The organism is Providencia stuartii, from assembly GCF_029277985.1.
GTDB lineage: Bacteria > Pseudomonadota > Gammaproteobacteria > Enterobacterales > Enterobacteriaceae > Providencia > Providencia zhejiangensis.
Genome location: NZ_CP119546.1, coordinates 3,192,912 through 3,208,197, shown reverse-complemented (window position 1 = coordinate 3,208,197; position 15,286 = coordinate 3,192,912). Strand labels below are relative to the sequence as shown.

Sequence of the window (15,286 nt, the reverse complement as noted above, 5' to 3'; positions counted from 1 at the left end):
TTACTCCTGACTTTGTTTTTTGAGTTCAGTAACACGTAATGTTACGGCATTTTTGTGGGCAGTTAGGCTCTCTGCTTGCGCGAGTGTTTCAATCGTTGTCGCTAACCCAAGTAACCCTTGAGGTGAAAGCTTTTGTACTGTCATCCGTTTCATAAAATCAGCAAGACCCAAGCTGGAATATGTCGATGTATAGCCATAAGTTGGCAGCACATGATTAGTTCCTGATGCATAATCGCCCGCTGATTCAGGTGACCAATCTCCGACGAACACAGAGCCTGCACTAGTTATGCTGTCAACGAGTGCATCGGCATTACGAGTTTGCAAAATCAGGTGTTCAGGCCCGTAGCGATTGCTAATTTCGACACATTGTGCAATTGAATCGGCGATAATTACACGACTAGCACTCAGTGCGGCTCTCGCGATGTCAGCACGTGATAATTCAGCCAGTTGTTTTTCTGTTTCATCAATAACCTGCATAGCAAATTCTTGGCTATCCGTTAGTAGAATAACTTGTGAATCAGGTCCATGCTCAGCTTGCGATAACAGATCTGAAGCTGTAAATGCAGGGTTTGCTTGGCTATCTGCAATAACAAGCACTTCTGATGGGCCTGCTGGCATATCAATGGCTGCTCCTTCGTGGCTTTGGCTCACTTGGCGTTTCGCTTCTGTTACATAAGCATTGCCTGGGCCAAAAATCTTATCGACCGCTGGGATACTCTCTGTACCAAATGCCATTGCAGCAATGGCTTGCGCACCGCCCACCTGAAAGATATCGCTAATACCACACAGTTTTGCAGCATAGAGAATTTCATCCGCAATCGGTGGGGGAGAGCAAAGGATAATTTGTCGACAACCTGCAATTTGTGCAGGGGTGCCTAGCATCATTACCGTTGAGAGCAATGGCGCTGAGCCGCCGGGAATATATAAGCCAACCGAATCAATTGGGCGGGTGATTTGTTGACAAACCACGCCTGACTGAGTCTCAACGCGAATAATTTCAGGTTTTTGTGCTTCATGAAAACGACGGATATTACCAATAGCATTTTTCATCGCGACTTTGATGTCGTCATCGAGGCGTGATTCAGCTTGCTCAATGCTATCTGGCATGACTCGAATGCTAGAAATGGCCGTTTTATCAAAACGTTGGCTAAATTCAATGAGTGCATTGTCGCCACGAGCTTGTACTTGCTCAATGATCTGTGTGACCGCGCGACGAATATTGTCTGATGCCGCAATGGCTGGGCGTGTCAGCAGTGCTGTTTGCTCATTTGCATTACATTCTGACCAGCGAATCGGTTGGTTAAATCCCATTTCCATTGCACTTACTCCATCATTTTTTCAATAGGCAGAACTAAAATAGAGCTAGCACCTAATGCTTTAAGTTTTTCCATGGTTTCCCAGAACAAGGTTTCGCTACTGACCATGTGCATAGCTACGCGATTTTGATCGCCTGCTAATGGGAGCAGAGTTGGGCGTTCTGCGCCTGGCAGCAATGCAATAATATCTTCCAAACGTTCACTTGGAGCGTGCAACATGATGTATTTGGATTCACGAGCTTGAATAACGCCCTGAATACGAGTCATCATGCGGTCAATAAGCTGTTGTTTATCTGAAGAAATTTCGCCGTCACGTTGGATTAAGCAGGCTTTTGAACGATAAATCACTTCAACTTCTTTGAGGCCATTCGCTTCGAGTGTTGCGCCAGTAGAAACTAGGTCACAAATGGCATCGGCAAGACCTGCCCGAGGCGCGACTTCGACAGAGCCGTTTAATAAGCAAGATTTAAATTGAATGCCTTTTTCATCGAAATAACGTTTTAATAAGTTCGGGTAAGAGGTCGCAATACGAGCGCCATTTAAGCACTCTGCACCTGTGTAGTTAAAGTCAAGAGGTGCGGCTAATGACAAACGGCAAGCACCAAAATCAAGACGACGTAGTGTTTTGTATGCGGGGTTATCGCCTTGAGCGCGGCGGCTTAATAATTCTTCTTCAAGAACGTTTTCACCGATAATTCCAAGGTCTACAACGCCGTCCATGACCAGTCCTGGGATATCGTCATCACGTACACGCAGTAAATCAATAGGCATATTTTCTGCATAAGCAATCAGTCGCTGTTGCTGTAAATTGATTTTAATTCCACAGCGTGCAAGTAGTTCTTGTGAGTCTTCACTTAAGCGTCCTGACTTTTGAATGGCAATTCTTAATCGTGATTTGTCCAACATAATTTTACCCTGCTTATTTTGTAATATATTTTTGATTAATAATAAAAAAACCCTCGGAAGATTATCTTCCGAGGGTTTTCTCTAATTCGCATTTCAGCCACCGGAAGAGTCGTTGATCGTCTTCCAGCACACATCGCCCGAAAGACTAATCAGGATGATGGTGATGATGATGGTTGCGAGAAATACGAGTCATAATAGCTTCCGTTAGTAATGGTGTTAGTTGCTTAAACATTCATTACCTATCAACCTATCCGATCTCCTCCCTACAATGCAACTGTTTTTTGCAAAATAACCAATAATAATTAGATAGTGAGGTTTCATAGTGAATAATCGCATAAATAATATATTCGGAAGTTAAAAGGTTTTCAGTTAACCTAGATGAAATTAAGTCGTTATCGGTAATCAGAGGTGATAGATGAAAAAGGTTGCGATTGTTGGATTAGGTTGGTTGGGATTACCGCTTGCGAGAGCCTTGTTAGCTGCTGGTATGGATGTTTCTGGTACCAAAACAACGCCGGATGGTATTGCGGCGGCTCGTGCTATAGGGATTGATTGTTATTATTTACAATTAACGCCGGAATTAGACTGTGATCCCACTGATTTCGCTCAATTAATGGAAGAGGCAGGGGCACTCATTATTTTACTACCACCTTCAAAAATTAATGTATCTGCTTATGTTGAAACAATTGAATTACTTGTCGATACGGCGATAACTTTTCGGATCCCCCGCGTGATTTTCACTTCTTCAACGTCGGTTTATGGTGATCTTAGCGGTGAAGTTAATGAAGAGAGCGAACGTCAGGCAACCACGGCATCAGCACAAGCTTTGATTGATGTTGAAAATTGGCTGCATGCGCTACCAAATATTTCGGTGGATATTTTACGGCTCGCAGGCTTAGTTGGTGAGAATCGCCATGCTGGACGTTTCCTTGCAGGCAAAAAATCACTCAAAGGGGCGCAACAGCCGGTGAATATTGTTCATCAAGATGATGTGATTGAGGCAATCAAATTATTGTTGAAACAACCTCAGGGTGGGCATATTTATAACTTGTGTGCACCAGAGCATCCACAACGCGCTGATTTTTATCGTCAAGCCTCCCAATCTCTAAATTTAGAATTGCCTGAGTTTATGCTTGAAACGGAAGCAACAACTGGAAAGATTGTGAACGGTAACCGTATTTGCCAAGAACTCGGGTTTGAGTATCAATACCCAAACCCGATGAATATGCCAATGACAATTTAATTATTTCAGTGGGATCAACACAATTTTTTGGAAAGCGGGGCGCGTTTTTAATTGCTGATACCAACGCTCTAAATTAGGGAATTCAGGGCGTTCGGTGGCAATTTCATGCCATGGATAAAATAATGGGGCAATGGCGATATCGGCAATACCAAATTTTTGGCCATTAAAATAAGGCTGATTTGCCAGTGCTTCATCGGCAATTTTAAACAATTTTTCAAGATGATGATAAATTGCACGCGCGACTTCAGGATCGCGCTCAGCGACGGGAACACGCACAATTTTATTCATCATTTGTTTAATACTGTCGAATAAAGTCCCACATCCCCAGTCCAACCATTTGTCTGCCGCAGCTTTCTCTTGGAGGTTTTGTGAGACTAATAAGTGAGAGTGATCAAATTTTTCCGTAAGGTATCGTAAAATGGTATTTGATTCCCACAGGGTGAAGTCATCATCCTGTAAAGTTGGGATAGTGCCGTTTGGGTTCATTTTCTGATATTCAGGTGTATCAAGTCCGCCAAAAGGACCTCCAACATCTTTTTGATTATAAGCAACATTCAGTTCTTCAAGGCACCAAAGCACTTTTTTGACGTTTGATGAGTTTTTACGACCCCATACAGTTAGCATAGTTTACCCCATGATTTGATATTTCGTTGTTTATCGTCTCTAAGATAGATGAAATTGCATTATGGGAACAATCTTTATTTGTTGTGTGTAGCTTAATAGCGTAAAAAGTCCTACATTAATAATGAATTAACCGTTTTAGTATTTGTAAAGGAGTAACCGATGAACAGAAAATTTTTAACCTTAAAGGCACAATATCTAGGAACTGGATTAGGCCTTTTAGTTGCTGTAAGCAGTTTTTCTTATGCAGCAGAGACACCGGTTGCTCCACAGGTTGATGCCAAAGCTTTCGTTTTGATGGACTACGATAGCGGTAAAATATTGGCCTCGGGCAACCCAGATGAACGGTTAGATCCGGCAAGCCTAACAAAAATGATGACGAGCTATGTGGTAGGTCAAGCCATTAAAGCGGGCAAAATTACCCCACAAGATATGGTAACGGTTGGCGTCGATGCTTGGGCAACGGGGAACCCAGTGTTGAAAGGTTCATCATTGATGTTTTTGAAGCCAAAAGATCGAGTGTCAGTATTGGATTTAAATAAAGGGGTTGTTATTCAATCGGGTAATGATGCCAGTATTGCATTAGCCGATTATGTCGCAGGTAGCCAAGACTCGTTTGTGAGTTTGATGAATCAATATGTACAGCAGTTGGGTTTAAAAAATACCCATTTTAAAACGGTACATGGCTTAGACTCCGAAGGGCAATACAGTACCGCTCATGATATGGCAATCCTAGCGCAAGCCATGATCCGCGATGTACCAGAAGAGTACGCATTACACAAAGAAAAAGAGTTTACGTTTAATAAAATCCGTCAACCGAATCGTAACCGTCTATTGTGGAGCCAAAACCTCAACGTGGATGGCGTGAAAACGGGGCATACCAGTGGGGCAGGGCATAATTTAGTGGCATCAGCGACAGATGGCCCAATGCGTTTAATTTCCGTTGTGCTTGGTGCGCCAAGTGATCGTGTGCGTTTTTCTGAAAGTGAAAAACTATTAACTTGGGGATTCCGTTTCTTTGAGACCGTCACGCCAATAAAGGCTGATCAAACATTACAAACTCAACGAGTTTGGTTTGGTGATAAATCAGAAGTTGCACTCGGCGTAGAAAAAGATGCTGCTATTACCATACCAAAAGGGCAATTACAGAATTTGAAAGTGAGTTATACACTGTCTGATCCCTCAATTGAGGCGCCATTAGCTAAGAATCAGGCTGTAGGCACGGTCAACTTTATCTTGAATGATGAAGTGATTGAGCAGCGTCCTCTAGTCGTAAAAGAAGCTGTTGAGGAAGGAGGGTTCTTTGGCCGAATTTGGGATTATATCGTTAAAACGGTTAGCGGCTGGTGGACGGCTATTTTTGGTTAAATTGTTATGTTAAAAACATTTTAACCAGGGAGATATTAGCAGCTACTACGGTTAGGTATATCAATAAAGCCTATGTGAAGATGAGCCGTTAATAAACGTTTTCTACCATGGTCTTGATAGAAAACGAAGTTAACGACATAAATAAAAGCAAACCTTATGGTTTAGCAGCCCGCCAATCTAAACGGGAAGGGAGAGACCTCTTCCCGTTTTAACGTCAGCAAATCAAATGCCTCAATCACGGTAGCTCGGTAAGTTTCAATTTATCAATATCTTAGGTTTTTAATGGCGCGTGTGGATTGCCTAAATGACGTTTGATGGAAAATACAGGGGGGCTACCAGATAAAAAGGAAAGCGTAGTTTCTGACGCTATTATATTTTCTACGACTTAATTTGCTGATTTAAAATAGCAGTAACCACCTCCGTAGAGATGGTTACTTGTATTTTATGGATTATTCACAATGTGCTAGTTTGATGGCTAAGCCTCCCTGTGAGGTTTCACGATATTTAGCATTGATATCTTTACCTGTTTCATACATGGTTTCGATAACCTTGTCTAAACATACCCGTGGGTCACTGACGCGGCGTAATGCCATACGTGCCGCGTTCACTGCTTTCACCGCAGCAATCGCATTACGTTCAATGCAAGGTACTTGTACTTGACCGCCAACGGGGTCACAAGTTAGCCCTAAATTATGCTCCATTGCAATTTCAGCAGCGATACAAACTTGTTCAGGGCTTCCACCCATGAGTTCAGCCAGTCCTGCCGCAGCCATTGAACAAGCTACACCGACTTCACCTTGACATCCAACTTCTGCACCTGAGATAGAGGCATTCATTTTATATAATGACCCAATCACACCAGATACTAAGAAATAGCGGGTGTAAGAGTTTTCGTTAACAGGGCGAATAAATTTATCGTAGTAAGCTAACACGGCAGGAATAATACCGCATGCACCATTCGTTGGTGCGGTGACCACACGGCCACCAGCGGCATTTTCTTCGTTTACAGCTAAAGCAAACATATTGATCCAATCAATAACGGCCATAGGGTCGATATTGGTATTGTCGCTAGTGACTAATTGACGGCGTAAAGCGGCTGCACGGCGAGGAACACGCAGTGGCCCCGGTAATAACCCTTCTGTAGTGACACCACGTTCAATACCGGCTTTCATGACATCCCAAACGGCAGATAGGTATTCATGAATCTCTTCTTTGCTGTGCAAGGCAAGCTCATTTTGCATCACTAATGCAGAGAGGGATAAGCCGGTTTCTTTACAATGTTTTTGTAAGTCAGCGGCATATTGATAAGGATATGGAACTTGTACTGATTGCTCATCCGATTGACCAAAGTGCTCTTCGTCGACAATAAATCCACCGCCAATCGAGTAATAGGTTTTTTTGTAAACAACATCATCTGCATTAAATGCCGTAATGGTCATGCCATTCTCATGCAAAGGTAGATTGGTTGAATGGAAATTCATACCACCTTCAACAGGAAAATCCACTTCATGTTGGCCTTGGGCTAACAGAAGTTTGCCGCTTTGTTCTACGTGACGGATAAAATTGGGAATAGAGTCAATATCAACAGTATCAGGTAAATTACCCGCGAGGCCCATGATAATAGCAATATCAGTCGCATGTCCTTTACCCGTTAGTGATAAAGAACCATAGACGTCAACAACAATTCGTGTTGTTGAGGTCAGTCGATTTTGCTGAATCAAATCCTCGACAAATTGTTTACCTGCTTTCATCGGGCCGACGGTGTGGGAACTAGATGGACCGATACCAATTTTGAAGATATCAAATACGCTAATCATATTCAGCGCTTCCTATATAAAATAAAGTCTTAATATTTTAGGCATGTGATGCCGTGTATTCCGGCATCTTATTGTATTGAGAAGGGGAGGTATGTCCGCCGGAGTGGATCACGCCTCCCTCAAAGGTATGCTTAGAAGAACAGTTTATAAGTTGCCGCGGAGATAGCAATCAGACCCATCACGACGACAAACACATTGCTAAACTTACCCGCGTACTTATGCATTGCAGGAACTTTGCTAATCGCATATACCGGCATTAAGAACAGGAGGATTGCAATCACTGGGCCACCTAAACTCTCAATGATATCCAATACGCCAGGGTTCAGTGTTGCGACTAACCAAGTTGTGACCAACATGAAAATAGCGGTACCACGATTGAGCTTACGGATATCAATTGTTTTGCCTTTTGCACGGTATGCGCGCTCAACTAGGCCATTAAAACCTTCTCGTGCACCTAAATAGTGACCGAGGAATGACTTAATTATAGCAACAAACGCGATGATAGCGGCAGCAAACTTGATGAAAGGTTGATCAAAGTAGCCTGAAAGGTAATCAAGGATACTAATGTTCTGAGCTTTTGCTTGCGCTAGGTCAGCTGATGAAAGGGTAAACACACAGCTAAACACAAAGAACATGACGGTAAAGACCATCAAGATATGGGCAGAGGCTAGGATGCGTGAACACTTTTTCTCTGCTTGCGCACCGTACTCTTCGCGTTTCGCTACAGAGAAGGCAGAAATAATCGGTGAATGGTTGAAGGCAAATACCATGACAGGGATTGTCAACCAGATGGTCACCCACATGCTTTGTCCACCGCTGTGTTTTGCTGCTTCGGCAATACCTTCCATTGTTAATGTATCCAGTACTGCGCCATTCCAATGAGGGATCATATATAAAGAGAACGCGAGCAGGACCGCAATGAATGGGAATACCAGCATGCTCATCACTTTAACAATATATTTTTCACCGAATGAAACAATTGCCATAATCCCACCCACTAAGATCAGCGCAAGTAACCAACGTGGTGGCGCGGCGAATCCCATGAGTTCAGTAAGGAATTTGTTGACGTTATTGGTAATTGAAACCCCATACACCAGCAAAATAGGGTAGATGGCGAAGAAATACAGCAAGGTGATCCAGTTACCGGCAGTTCGTCCAAAATGCTCTTCCACGACTTCCGTGATATCCCCTTCTGGTTTTGAACCAGAAAGAACAAAGCGTGTTAAGCCACGGTGAGCAAAAAAGGTCATTGGGAAGGCTAATACCAACATCAACAGAACAGGAATTAATCCACTCATTCCCGCGTTAATGGGTAAAAACAGAACACCAGCACCGATTGCTGTACCATATAATCCCAGCATCCATACTGTGTCAGTTTTACGCCAAGCCGCGGCATCCACTGTTTGCGAGGCTGTTTTATCGATGGAACCAACTCGAGTTGTATCCATAATAGTCTCCGAAATAAAAGTCAAAAAATAGGCATCTGAGCGAGGACAATAAGTCATCGCTGATGTTTTAATCTTTTGGTACGAACAAAATATCGCCAAATATAATGTGCAGTTTTTGTTTCAACGTAACAATCTGATTGGAAATAAATATAAAACTGATAGTAAATTTATTTTCAATCAGTTTTGTTAATTTTATATGTAAATTTGATAAACCGTTTTTGATGGTGCAAATGTACATATTATTAGTAGAAATCACCGTGATCATACTCTCAAAAGAGAAAAATGTCTTTAATGATGCTTTTTTTCGATTTTTATAAAAATGTTAAAAAATTTGCCTTAAGATTAACGGATATAATGCTATTTGTGACAATGAAAAATAACCAAGATAAGGGCGTTATATGCCTTTTTATATTTAGTCTGCAATTTATTATTATATTAATAAATTAAATTAATATAAAAAAATAACAGTGAAATAAATTAATTTAAGAAAAAAATGTTAATGTGAAAAATATTATACTCAATCGGTGAGTTATATAAAGAATTGATTTTTATTGGTATTTTTATTGGTGGTTAAGTGATTCACTTAGTGAATAATTATTGTTTTTTTAGTTTTTTAATTCTAAATACATTAATGAACGATAAGGTGATAAGAGGAAGAGGTTAATACTTATTTTTCGATGCAAAAAATAATTAAAAAACGTAACGAAATATTTGTTAAGTAATTGTTGTTATTTTTTGTTAGGAAAGCGTTATTTTATTCATTTGAAGGATAAAAAAATAAAACTAAATATTGATACAACGCAATATTTAAATAGCTTAGGTACTGGCGGAAATAACGCCAGTACCGATTAATAAGATTATTAGGCTTGCAACCAGCCTTTACGGATCAGAGACGCAAATATCATGTGGTAGAGGCGAGTGAGAGGAGCTTGAATTTTATGGCCAATAAGGCACCAAAAAATCTGAGTTAATCCGCATGAGATTAGGCCTAAGATAAATGCGCCAACCATGTCTAACGGCCAGTGAACCCCGAGATAGATGCGTGACCATGCAATAGCAATGGCGGGAACAAGCATTAATACGCCAACCCAAGTTCTTAGCCAGAATAAAAATGCAAATACAAAGGTAAAGACAATCGTTCCGTGGTTACTAGGGAACGAGGAAGTCGGTTCGTGTTCAAGGAAGTTAGTACCAATACCCATCACAAAAGGTCGGTCGTGAGGCGCGACTAAACCAATCAACCATGAAATTGCTAAGCCAATCACTAATGCATATGCAGTTTTACACACAAAGGCTCTTTGACGAGTCATGTCTTGTTGTGCTCCCCAAAACCAACATGCTGCGGTGAATAAGGGGAAAAGGAGAATTAAGCGTTTAGCGATAACGGTTGCAAATGCGATAGTACCACTTGCAGACGCTGGGGCCGCATTAATGAGATTAAAAAGATCCAGATTAAGTTGTTCCAGCACGAGTGTATACCTCTGAAAATGGTGATATTAAAGACAATAAAGCGAGAGAGTAAAGTCTCTTACATGACAGGTAAAGTACCTTTATCTTAATATTGGTGAAATTAGTCGATAAATTGACGTTTTGTTGATGATTTGCTCAATGGTTATCAATGAAAAACATGAAATGGGGGAAAGGACAGGTGATGTGGGTTCAAAAAGAAATAAAGCTAATGGCAAAAGAAAGGGGATTTCATCTTGTTACTGAGGAAATTTTACAGCAGCTACCAGAGCTAAAACAGATTCGGATTGGGTTACTGAATGTGTTCATTCAACATACCTCAGCCTCATTGACGATAAATGAAAATGCGGATTATACGGTAAGAAAGGACTTTGAGCATTTTTTTAATCGTATGGTTCCTGAAGATGAACCTTACTATCAGCACAATTATGAAGGAAGTGATGATATGCCTGCTCATCTTAAAGGGAGCATTCTAGGGGCGAGTTTGACCATTCCTGTGAGCAAGGGGCAATTAAACATGGGAACATGGCAAGGGATTTATCTATGTGAACATCGAAATTATGGCGGTCAGCGTAGGCTCATTCTGACATTACAAGGGGAATAAGAGGGATCGCTTGAAAATGGGCAACAAAAAACCCGATAGCAGTAAGACGTAAAGTTGGCTATCGGGCTCCTCAATATGGGGACATCAAAGAAAAGCAGTGGCATAAATTAAGACTCCTTCTCAATAAGAAAGTTCGCATGTAAGAAAAAAAATTTGCTTTATTTTTGAATTTCTGGCTGGAATAGCACAAATTGGATAAGAAAGCGGCTCAAAGGAAGGCGTGAACCGCTTGAAAGTGAATGCTTATTTATAAAGGTCTAGATGCTCTTTCGCATAAGCTTCAAAATCTGTGCAGCCACCGATGTGTTTTTCATCGATAAAAATTTGTGGCACGGTCAGAACTTCTTTACCTACTGTTTTTGAAAGATCTTCTTTGGTGAGGCCTTCTGCTTGAATATCGACATAGCGATAGTCGAAATCATCACGATCATTTTTCAGTTTTTCCGCTAACTCTTTCGCACGCACGCAGTATGGGCAGCCTGGACGACCAAAAATCACAGTATACATAGTATCTCCTATATGACTAATTCTGTTTTTTATCCACAATGCTCAATACTATGCCTATAACAGCAAAGAAATAAAAGATGATTTTTCCTTTTGTTAGTATAGGTCTGTCATATAATACGGTGAGTAGCTGTTGGTCATATTTTAAAGTACAGCATGGTTGATGTGCGCCAGCCACTGACATGACATAGCTATCTGCTAATTTGAGTAGGTTATTGATAAAAATTGACCAAAGGGTATACGATGAATAAAAAACCACAACGTGAAATGCGTTCACTATCTGATCTACCTAAACCCATTTTAATTTTAGAAGCTATCGGTATTCTGCTACTCATTGTTGTATTACTTGCCATGAATGGTTACTTGACATTACCTGAACCATTGATGCAAAAAAATGCAATGGTGGCGATAGTGATGGTTGGAATTGGTTGCTTGATACCTGCAACGATTAACATCGTTTGGCGTGCGATTCATCGATTAAGCTTTCTTGGGATTGATAGTCAAAAAACGGCAAGGCCGGGAAGTAGAAAAAATCGAAATAACGATGATGAAAAAGAGAAAAAGGATGAGTGAGCATGGTTTTACTGGCGTTTTCACGGTTGATGTGTGAAAATTATCCACTTTTCTAACCATAAACGTTCGGTTTGGTTTAGTTAGAGTCAGGCGATTTGTTATTATTTGAGTTGAAGAAGGTTGTTACCCATGGATTCTATTTGTTACCCAGACATCTCACAATTGCGTGAATGGCTCGATCAACTCAAAACGTCCTATTTCGAGTGTGATTCATGCGCGGCGTTGCATTTGCCTCATATGCAAAATATAGAAGGTATCTTTGATGCTAAACTGGACATTATTAATAATGTACTGGTTCTTTCTGCTTTAGCTGAGCTGAAACCGACCGCAATAGTGACTTTGGTGGCAAATATTAGCCAAATTAATGCGAGTTCGCTGACGGCGAAAGTCTTTTTAGAAATTAATAACGAAAACCTACCTAAGTTAATTGTTAGCCAATCATTTTCTCTTGAAGCTGGGATGACTTATCGTCAGTTTTGTCATTTTTTACAGCAAGCCGAAGAGCAAATATCATCAATTGTGTTTGAAATTTATAGTAATAATCTACTTTATGCTAATCAAGATGAGTTTGATGAAGAAACCATTGAACTTGATGTTGATGATAATCCTTCCGTGATCCTTCACTAAATTTTTATATTATGTATTGTGAAAAATATGAGGCAGGTGAATGTCGTTCCTGCCAGTGGCTTGAATTACCGGCTGAGCAACAACTTAGACTAAAACAAGACAATTTGTTTTCCCTGCTACCTACGCTTTCACCAGCAGTATTTCAGCCTCCCGTTGCGAGCGCCTCGGTCAGATTTCGTAATAAAGCAAAAATGGTCATTAGCGGTAGTGTTGAAAAGCCTGTATTTGGCATCATCAACCCGCAAGGACAGGCGGTTAGCTTAACTCATTGCCCTCTCTATACTGAAGGTTTCGAACCTGTGTTTGACGTGCTTAAGCCTTTTATTGCGCGTGCAGGCTTAACGCCATATAACATTGAACGCAAACGAGGGGAATTAAAATATATCTTGTTAACTCAGAGCCAGCATACAGGGCAATTTATGTTGCGCTTTGTATTGCGTTCAGAAAAAAAAGTTGAGCAATTAAAAAAGGCATTGCCTTGGCTAAAGCAGCAACTCCCACAATTAGCCGTTATCACCGTCAATTTACAGCCTATTCATATGGCGATTTTAGAGGGTGAGCAAGAAATCTATCTTACTGAGCAACAGGTTCTACGGGAAGAGTTTAACCAAGTTCCTTTGTTTATACGCCCTCACAGTTTTTTTCAAACTAACCCTGTTGTTGCTGCGCAGCTATATCAAACAGCGCGTGAATGGGTAAGGGAACTTAAGATTGATAGCTTATGGGATCTTTTCTGTGGAGTTGGCGGCTTTGGTTTACATTGTGCTGATAAACAAACCAAATTAACGGGCATTGAAATTAGTGCACCTGCTATCGCTTGTGCAAAGCAGTCAGCCCAAGAACTAGGTTTACAGCGGGTTGAATTCCAAGCGTTAGATTCCACTCAGTTTGCGACAGCTAAAGAAGGTGTTCCTCAACTTGTTTTAGTCAACCCACCAAGGCGTGGGATTGGTAAAGCGCTGTGTGATTATCTTTCAAGAATGCAGCCAGACTATATTTTATATTCGAGCTGTAATGCGCAAACAATGGCAAAAGATATAGAGCAATTGGTCGGCTACGACGTTCGCAAAGTTCAGCTGTTTGATATGTTTCCTCACACATCGCATTATGAAGTGCTAACCTTGCTTGCCAAGGTCTCCACAGAACACAAGCATTGATTTATTCACAGTCACTTGCATGTTAGCAAGTGGCTGACTGCTCCTCGAGAAATGCAAGCTACGCCAAGCATAATGGCGAGTGATGGCGCTTTGACTTGATAGGTATCTGGTAGACAGGAACGATACAGTTGCAGCCATCTGTTGAGTGGCTGCGACGTAAATTCGTAGAATTGGATATGATGGCGCTAATTTCATGATGGCATATGGCAATATGCCATCATGAAAAGCTTAACTTCGTTGTTCAAACGCGAGTGCTTGGCGCTCAATCAATCGCATAATAATGGTTAAGATGGCATTAACAACAAGATAAATAATACCAGCAGCGACAAACGCCATAACATCCCAACTTTGCCCAAACACCTGGCTACTGTAGCCCATAATATCCATCATCGTGATGGTACTGGCTAATGATGTACTCTTGAAGATCAACACGACTTCATTTGAATAAGAAGATAGAGAGCGTTTGAAAGCATAAGGCAGAATAATGCGCATAGTTTGTGCTTTAGACATACCTAATGCTTGGCAAGATTGCCACTGTCCTGAAGGAATCGCTTTTACCGCACCGTGGAAAAGTAATGTTGAGTAAGCCGCACTATTTAATGCCAACGCAATTACAGCACAGACCCATGGTGTCGAAATAAAATCCCATAAAACAGGGTAGTTCTGTAATGATTTAAATTGGCTAGGGCCATTATAAATTAAAAAGAACTGCACTAATAATGGGGTTCCCGTAAATAGCGTGATGTAAACCTTCACCGCTTGGGAAATCACCGGTGTTTTCAAAGATAGAATCAATGTAAAGACTACCGCCAAGACAAAAGCGATAAACAATGCACTGAACGTCAATGATAAACTGGTCGGTAAGCCAGGAAGAATATTAAGAATTAAATCGATCATTGCGATTCACCTCGCTCAAAACGGGTTGTACGCAACTCGATTCGTTTTAGGATGACTTGGCTCAATAAGGTGATCGCTAAGTAGATTAAGCCAACAATCGCATACCATGTAAACGGTTCATGGGTACGGTTAACGATGGTTTTAGTCTGCAACATTAAATCATTAACACTGATTAAAGAAACTAAAGCGGTATCTTTGAGTAAAACTAACCACTGGTTCCCTAATCCGGGCAGCGCATGACGCCACATCTGAGGCATGATAAAGCGAAAGAAAATAGTTCGTTTAGTTAATCCGAGGGCTAAACCAGCTTCCCATTGCCCATAAGGTACGGCTTTTAAGGCTCCTCGTAGCGTCTGTGATGCATAGGATGCATACAGTAGAGCCAGTGCAACCACACCGCAAGCAAAAGGCGTAAAGTCGAACTCACCACTTTCCGCAAAGAAAATGCTTGGATCAATTTGTAAGGTGGTTTGCCAGAAACCAAGGTTGATATCAATACCATCGCCTAATAGGTTTATCAGTTGCAGTGTCCCGAAGTAAACAAACAGGACAACCAGCAGTTCTGGTAAGCCTCGAATTAACGTTACCCAACAGGTTCCTAAAAATGCGATTGGTTTAAATCGAACGGATTCCCAAGCTGTGAATAGCATGGCGAGAATCAAACCCAATATAAGGGCAGAAACAGCAAGGCCGACGGTCAGACCGGCGGCACTTGTTAGAAAAAGAAAATTATTCATT

General features: G+C 41.2%; 15 protein-coding genes and 1 other annotated feature. Of the genes, 6 read left to right on the top strand and 9 right to left on the bottom strand.

Annotated features, from left to right (window positions below; genetic code table 11):
- Positions 1 to 1,317: a histidinol dehydrogenase gene (gene hisD / locus P2E05_RS14245; RefSeq protein ID WP_276122848.1), complete on the bottom strand. Its 1,317-nt coding sequence runs from the start codon at positions 1,315 to 1,317 to the stop codon at positions 1 to 3.
- A 5-nt stretch (positions 1,318 to 1,322) separates the two neighbouring features.
- Positions 1,323 to 2,222, bottom strand: coding sequence for an ATP phosphoribosyltransferase (gene hisG, locus P2E05_RS14240; protein WP_163862678.1), 900 nt, complete (start codon positions 2,220 to 2,222; stop codon positions 1,323 to 1,325).
- A gap of 41 nt (positions 2,223 to 2,263) precedes the next feature.
- Positions 2,264 to 2,392 (bottom strand) — a sequence feature (His leader region).
- A 245-nt stretch (positions 2,393 to 2,637) separates the two neighbouring features.
- Between hisG and P2E05_RS14235 the strand changes: the two genes are divergently transcribed.
- Positions 2,638 to 3,465 carry an SDR family oxidoreductase gene (locus tag P2E05_RS14235; protein ID WP_154622056.1) on the top strand — a complete coding sequence of 276 codons (828 nt, stop codon included), beginning with the start codon at positions 2,638 to 2,640 and terminating at the stop codon, positions 3,463 to 3,465.
- On the opposite strand, the gene P2E05_RS14230 is transcribed toward P2E05_RS14235, so the two are convergent.
- On the bottom strand, positions 3,466 to 4,089 hold the full coding sequence (locus tag P2E05_RS14230) for a glutathione S-transferase family protein (RefSeq protein ID WP_154622055.1): 624 nt from the start codon (positions 4,087 to 4,089) through the stop codon (positions 3,466 to 3,468).
- 159 nt (positions 4,090 to 4,248) lie between these two features.
- Between P2E05_RS14230 and P2E05_RS14225 the strand changes: the two genes are divergently transcribed.
- Positions 4,249 to 5,454, top strand: a complete 1,206-nt coding sequence (locus tag P2E05_RS14225) for a serine hydrolase (protein ID WP_163862675.1) — start codon at positions 4,249 to 4,251, stop codon at positions 5,452 to 5,454.
- Positions 5,455 to 5,903: 449 nt separating this feature from the next.
- Here P2E05_RS14225 and P2E05_RS14220 read toward each other — a convergent pair whose 3' ends face one another.
- The 3 genes from P2E05_RS14220 to ybjG form a co-directional block, all read right to left on the bottom strand.
- Positions 5,904 to 7,271 (bottom strand): L-serine ammonia-lyase, encoded by a 1,368-nt coding sequence (locus tag P2E05_RS14220; RefSeq protein ID WP_247047231.1) that lies wholly within the window; start codon positions 7,269 to 7,271, stop codon positions 5,904 to 5,906.
- Positions 7,272 to 7,402: 131 nt separating this feature from the next.
- Positions 7,403 to 8,719 carry a serine/threonine transporter gene (locus tag P2E05_RS14215; RefSeq protein WP_154622052.1) on the bottom strand — a complete coding sequence of 439 codons (1,317 nt, stop codon included), beginning with the start codon at positions 8,717 to 8,719 and terminating at the stop codon, positions 7,403 to 7,405.
- Between the two features lie 860 nt (positions 8,720 to 9,579).
- Positions 9,580 to 10,188 carry an undecaprenyl-diphosphate phosphatase gene (gene ybjG, locus P2E05_RS14210; RefSeq protein WP_196714118.1) on the bottom strand — a complete coding sequence of 203 codons (609 nt, stop codon included), beginning with the start codon at positions 10,186 to 10,188 and terminating at the stop codon, positions 9,580 to 9,582.
- Positions 10,189 to 10,370: 182 nt separating this feature from the next.
- On the opposite strand from ybjG, the gene P2E05_RS14205 reads away from it, so the two are divergent.
- Positions 10,371 to 10,790 (top strand): secondary thiamine-phosphate synthase enzyme YjbQ, encoded by a 420-nt coding sequence (locus P2E05_RS14205; RefSeq protein ID WP_250000513.1) that lies wholly within the window; start codon positions 10,371 to 10,373, stop codon positions 10,788 to 10,790.
- A 243-nt stretch (positions 10,791 to 11,033) separates the two neighbouring features.
- Here P2E05_RS14205 and P2E05_RS14200 read toward each other — a convergent pair whose 3' ends face one another.
- Complete coding sequence (locus P2E05_RS14200; RefSeq protein WP_004918038.1) at positions 11,034 to 11,297, bottom strand: GrxA family glutaredoxin; 264 nt, start codon at positions 11,295 to 11,297, stop codon at positions 11,034 to 11,036.
- 240 nt (positions 11,298 to 11,537) lie between these two features.
- On the opposite strand from P2E05_RS14200, the gene P2E05_RS14195 reads away from it, so the two are divergent.
- From P2E05_RS14195 to rlmC, 3 genes are all read left to right on the top strand, one after another.
- Complete coding sequence (locus P2E05_RS14195) at positions 11,538 to 11,867, top strand: YbjC family protein (protein ID WP_154622373.1); 330 nt, start codon at positions 11,538 to 11,540, stop codon at positions 11,865 to 11,867.
- 129 nt (positions 11,868 to 11,996) lie between these two features.
- The gene (locus P2E05_RS14190; RefSeq protein ID WP_154622374.1) at positions 11,997 to 12,494 is read left to right on the top strand and encodes a YbjN domain-containing protein; all 498 of its coding nucleotides are present in this window, start codon (positions 11,997 to 11,999) and stop codon (positions 12,492 to 12,494) included.
- Positions 12,495 to 12,505: 11 nt separating this feature from the next.
- Positions 12,506 to 13,651, top strand: coding sequence for a 23S rRNA (uracil(747)-C(5))-methyltransferase RlmC (gene rlmC / locus P2E05_RS14185; protein ID WP_154622375.1), 1,146 nt, complete (start codon positions 12,506 to 12,508; stop codon positions 13,649 to 13,651).
- A 228-nt stretch (positions 13,652 to 13,879) separates the two neighbouring features.
- On the opposite strand, the gene artM is transcribed toward rlmC, so the two are convergent.
- Both artM and artQ read right to left on the bottom strand, forming a co-directional pair.
- The gene (gene artM / locus P2E05_RS14180; protein WP_154622376.1) at positions 13,880 to 14,548 is read right to left on the bottom strand and encodes an arginine ABC transporter permease ArtM; all 669 of its coding nucleotides are present in this window, start codon (positions 14,546 to 14,548) and stop codon (positions 13,880 to 13,882) included.
- A complete protein-coding gene (artQ, locus tag P2E05_RS14175) occupies positions 14,545 to 15,285 on the bottom strand; it encodes an arginine ABC transporter permease ArtQ (protein ID WP_154622377.1) in 741 nt (246 codons plus the stop codon). The genes artM and artQ overlap by 4 nt, the downstream gene beginning before the upstream one ends.
- Between the last annotated feature and the right edge of the window lies 1 nt (position 15,286).